Source organism: Saccharospirillum impatiens DSM 12546 (assembly GCF_000423605.1).
GTDB lineage: Bacteria > Pseudomonadota > Gammaproteobacteria > Pseudomonadales > Natronospirillaceae > Saccharospirillum > Saccharospirillum impatiens.
Window position 1 is genome coordinate 1 of the sequence record NZ_AUIH01000106.1, and the last position, 4,731, is coordinate 4,731.

Sequence of the window (4,731 nt, forward strand, 5' to 3'; positions counted from 1 at the left end):
TAAGCGCACGACACGACACACAGGCTATCAGGCAAGCATGAAGGTCAGGAAACGAGTCGAAGAACCCTTCGGTTGGGGCAAGACCGTCGGTCCAATTCGCCAGATCATGGTTCGAGGGTTGGATAAGGCCAATCAGGTACTGAACCTCACCTTCATAGGCTGGAATCTGAGGCGAATGGTCAATATACAGGGGAGGTGCGCCTGATGGGTGCCCGACAGCCCGGGAAATCCCGGATCTCGGGTAAAAAGGGACGATTGAACCCGACCCAAATGCTGAAATCCCCTTGAAATTGCCTTACCCGAGCGGATTGATGGAAAAATATCGGTCTATTTCAACAGCCTGCTAGACACTCCCTTGCAGCCACATCATAAAGAGTGTTTGCCGCTGGTCCCGTTAATGTATCTGTCATGCCAAAATGTTCGGATACAGAATTGAGTACTCTGGCCGCTACCGCACCGATATTTCGCACGTCGATAAAGGCTACCTTCCCTCAGCCTGCCAGAACATAGAGGCGGCCATCATGGACGATATCGTCCCGGTAACTCCCCGCATGACATGCCCGCTGGTTCACCTTTTAGGGTACAACACTCTCTGAAACTGGCTGGACGAGCAGGCAGGTTCGATCAGACAGACGTGGAAGTATTGCCCAGCAGACTCCACCCATTATTGAACGCCTAAACATCGACGCCGACCATTGGGTCTACAACACCCAGAATATCGAGAGTCAGTTTAACGGTTTGGTCGGTACAGTCCTTTCGATTGACGCACAATGTCGGATCACGATCCGTAGTCTACCCTGTGTAATCAAAGTCTAGGTTGAAATATCCAAAAGTTGCCCACAGAGTATTACCAATGCATAAAGCTACCGAGAGACCCGCGACCCGTTACAGAGGCGCGCCAGGGGAGCTCTTGAAGCCACTTGACGCAGCCATAGACCGCCTTGCTGAACTCAATGCCATAGAGGGCGTCTCGCCCGTTTTCAACGTGATTGAGACGGCACAGGCCCTGATGTTCAACCCCGAAGGGTTGGATGCGCTCTACGAGCGCGTGTCAATCATAGAGGCGGCAGGATTCTTTGGTGGCAGCGACTGGGACTTCCCCCAGACGCTGGTGCCCTCCTTGGCTGTGCGTACAGTACGCCACGGAGAACCGACCGCAACACGAGTCGAAATTCTGAGTCAGATACGCCTGCTGGCCGTCGCCAAAGGCGACTACACTCATCCATCCATATCGGCGGAACACGCCCATCACTTTCTCGCCCAGGTACTGGCGATGAACCTCGACCTGGTGGTCAGCGACCTCCCGGAAAGCGACCGACTGCGCCCGGACGATCTCGGTTACGCCGTTCAGGGCTTATATCACTACCTGCTCCGGCACCTGGGCTACGAGAACTTTCTGGAACACCTGGTGGCCGAAGTCTGGCGCATTCTGGCGCAACGTCCGGTCCAGGTCGAAGGCGTTAAGCAGATGGTGACTCAGATTGCCGTCTGCCTGCAAAAACCGGATGCACTCGGTGGCGACGTCTCAGACGAAGCCCTTCATCTGATTCAGGCCGTATTTGGCCCCACCGAAGGGTGCCGTGAAGATCCCGGTTTCGATGTCTATTCCGAGCGACTGGCAGGGATGGACGACGCCACACTGCTGCAAGAGGCCATCGCTTTTGCTCAGGCCATGCACAGTACCGGCCTGGTCTCGGCCTATATGCCCGTTTTTATACGTTACCTGCGTACTCGCTGGAACGCGCTGATTCCCACGGCTCTGGGTTTAAGCCACACAGGTGCCGATGCATTTCATTGTTACCCGGCGCTGATTCACAAACTGATAGATGAGGCCCTGTACCCCGAGACCAGCCAGTGTGCCTATGGACTGGCCATGATGCTCGAGCGGGGCATTCTCTACGCACCACCGGTAGCGCCTTCCCTGTGGCGCCAAATACGACTGACGCTCTGTGACGCCGCCGTCGACAAGATTGTGGCCGTGTTTGGCCGCAGCCGATCCCCAGCATGCTTTCTGCTCGCTGATGTACTGAATGTGCTCGGGCGCCCCCTGGGCGTGGGCCAGGGCAACTACCCCACCTGTCAGTCGACCCGCGCTCTATCCATGTGGGCGTACAGTCAGCCGGTAGAGCTGCTGCGAATTCTAGCCTGGGCCGCACGCGATGATGAAGTGGTGATGCGCTTTGAAGGCAACAGCATTTCTTCCCGGGACCTGGGCGCTGGCCTCGCCAGTGAGCCTCCGGTGGATGTTGACGCTGTGTCATTACTGACCGTGCCGCATCTGGATCGCATCTACTTTGAAATGGGCCGGCGCAGTGTCGGGCGTGGTGAAGACCCCCACAAATGGGTCAATGCAGAATTCCACGGAGACCATGTCGGTCACGGCTTTCGCATAGCAGTCGATGTATTTACGGGCGGTCTGAAGGACTTCGAAGGCTTTATTCGCGATTTTTACGCCGCGTATCACCCTTTTTACAACGGCAACATCCCGGTCATAAGCCCACAACCGGCCGGTATCGCCGTGACCGACAGTGCCACGCGTTTTCTCGGCTGGCATGCCATTACCATCCAACGAATTACTCTGGATCCGAACGACACCATGCGGGTCTATTTCTTCAATCCCAACAACGACAGCGGACAAAACTGGGGGCAGGACATTGTTACCTCGACCCAGGGTAACGGCGAACGCTACGGTGAAGCCTCACTCCCGGTAGCCGAATTCGCCTCCCGGCTCTACGTATTTCACTTCGACCCACTCGAAATAGGAGAGCCGGACACCGTACCCGCCATTGAAGTCAATCGGGCCATGCGATTGGCCCAGGGCAGTTGGGCCTCGGGCCGCTAGCAAGCCCTCAAATACCCACCAGTCCATCGCTGGCGCTGCCACTGTGAGCGTCGGTTATTCGCACAATGCATAAGGAGAACAGGTATGACGAAAACATCAGAAAAACCAACCACGACGGATGTGTCAGGCTGGCTTGACCCCACACTCGATTCAGTGCAGGGGACAGAAACCCCGAAAGATCCAAACAAGGGCTATATCGCTCTGTTGGGGTGGAGCGTCAACGCCATTAAGGCCGCTCAAAAATTTGATCGTCGCTACGTAGTCGTCGCACCTGATTGGGCCGAAGACTTTTGCGAAGCAAACAAAATCCCTTACATAAAGTGGGACTTTGTGCGCTTGAATGATCGTTCCTTGCAAATAGCCGAAAGGCTCAAAGCCGAGGGCGTCGACGTCGCCATCCCCCTGTTTGAAGAAACCGTGGAATGGTCTGGTGCAATCAACTCGGTTCTGATGGACAACCCGCGAATGTACGGGCAATCGATCTTGTTCCGTGACAAAGCACTGATGAAGCGCCGAGCGCAACTCGGTGGCATACGGGTGGGAATTTTCGAGGAAGCCCATGAAAAGGAAGACATTGTCCGGTTTATGAAACGAGTCAACCAGACCCTGCTCAAACTCGACGGCGACCCTGATGACCCGATTCACGTTAAGGCTTTCGACAAAGCCGGCTGCCTCGGGCACCGCATGATCCGCACCGTCGAGGAGATTGATAACATACCGGATGAGGAGTATCCGCTGCTCATGGAAAGCCACCTCGATGGCTGGGAGTTCGCAGTCGAGGCCTGGATACACGACGGTAAAATCAAGTTTCTGAACATCTCGGAATATGTGACGCTGGGCTACTCCGTCTTTGTACCCGCCACCAAAGAACTGGAAAGTTGGCGCAATGCGATCACCAAACAGATTGAGAAACTGATCAAAACGTTTGATATTCAGTTCGGCCTCATTCACCCGGAGTATTTTGTTACCGCCGACGGTGAAATGTACTTCGGGGAAGTCGCCTACCGGCCTCCCGGCTTTAAGGCATTCGAACTGATCGAGCGGGCCTACGGCTTCAGCGCCTATCAGGCGTCCATGCTGGTGTTCGACCCCAAGAGCACCAAAGAGGAAGTGGATAGCTTCTTCCCCAAAGAAGTGGAAGGAGCCAAAGGCTACGCGGGGTGCTTCGGTGTTTATCCACGTCGTCGTGTCGTCAGCAAGCTCGAAATGCCCGAAGAGACCATCGGACATCCGTATTTCGAATCTCACGAGCTGGTCGCACCCACCGAGGAGACGGTACCAGACCGGTCTGCCTTCGGCACGCACTGGGGCCTGATATTCTTCTTTGGGGATGACCCCATCAAGATGCGGGACCTGCTCAAGGCACAGGAGGAACTGGACTTCTACGTCTAGAGCGCTTATCGCTTATAAGGCCCTTATTATTAAGGGTTCTTCGTAGAAATCTGTGGAGCCCTACGGCTGCATTTCCAGCTTCCCGCAGTAAAACAGTATGCTCGTTCTGAACCCTTCGAAGGAACGATAACCTCGGGCATTGGACTTCACCGTTTGTATCTTAGCAGGCTGTTGAAATTATTCCGCATGAACCGTGGGTTTGGTAACATACTCTCAGTCAAACTGATCCGGAGCCAATCAGATAATGCGCGGTCTCGACATCACTCAGGAAGCTTTATTTTCCACGGTCCACCTGGACTCCTTCGTCCCCAAAGATCACCCGTTGCGAGCGATCAAGGTTTTATTCGATACAGCGCTGACCCGCATTGACTGGCTCTTGGATGGCGCTTATTCCGAGCGTGGCAAGATGTCGATTCCACCAGAGCGGTTGCTCAGAGCACAGTTGTTACAGGTTCTTTATACGATCCGCAGCGAGCGACAGCTCATGGAACAGATTC

At 54.9% G+C, this 4,731-nt stretch carries 4 protein-coding genes; all 4 read left to right on the top strand.

Annotation, left to right across the window (positions count from 1 at the left end):
- Positions 1–205: transposase (locus G565_RS27825; RefSeq protein WP_028672435.1), on the top strand; the 205-nt coding region annotated here is incomplete at its 5' end.
- Between the two features lie 705 nt (positions 206–910).
- Positions 911–2,842: a hypothetical protein gene (locus tag G565_RS0120385; protein WP_051208346.1), complete on the top strand. Its 1,932-nt coding sequence runs from the start codon at positions 911–913 to the stop codon at positions 2,840–2,842.
- An 84-nt stretch (positions 2,843–2,926) separates the two neighbouring features.
- Positions 2,927–4,234: an ATP-grasp domain-containing protein gene (locus tag G565_RS0120390; protein ID WP_028672461.1), complete on the top strand. Its 1,308-nt coding sequence runs from the start codon at positions 2,927–2,929 to the stop codon at positions 4,232–4,234.
- Between the two features lie 244 nt (positions 4,235–4,478).
- A partial coding sequence (locus G565_RS25255; RefSeq protein WP_028672153.1) for a transposase occupies positions 4,479–4,731 on the top strand: 253 nt, incomplete at its 3' end.

Excerpts from the sequence above, each read along its gene's own strand:
- G565_RS0120390 (WP_028672461.1), top strand. The coding sequence starts at position 2,927 with ATGACGAAAACATCAGAAAAACCAACCACGACGGATGTGTCAGGCTGG.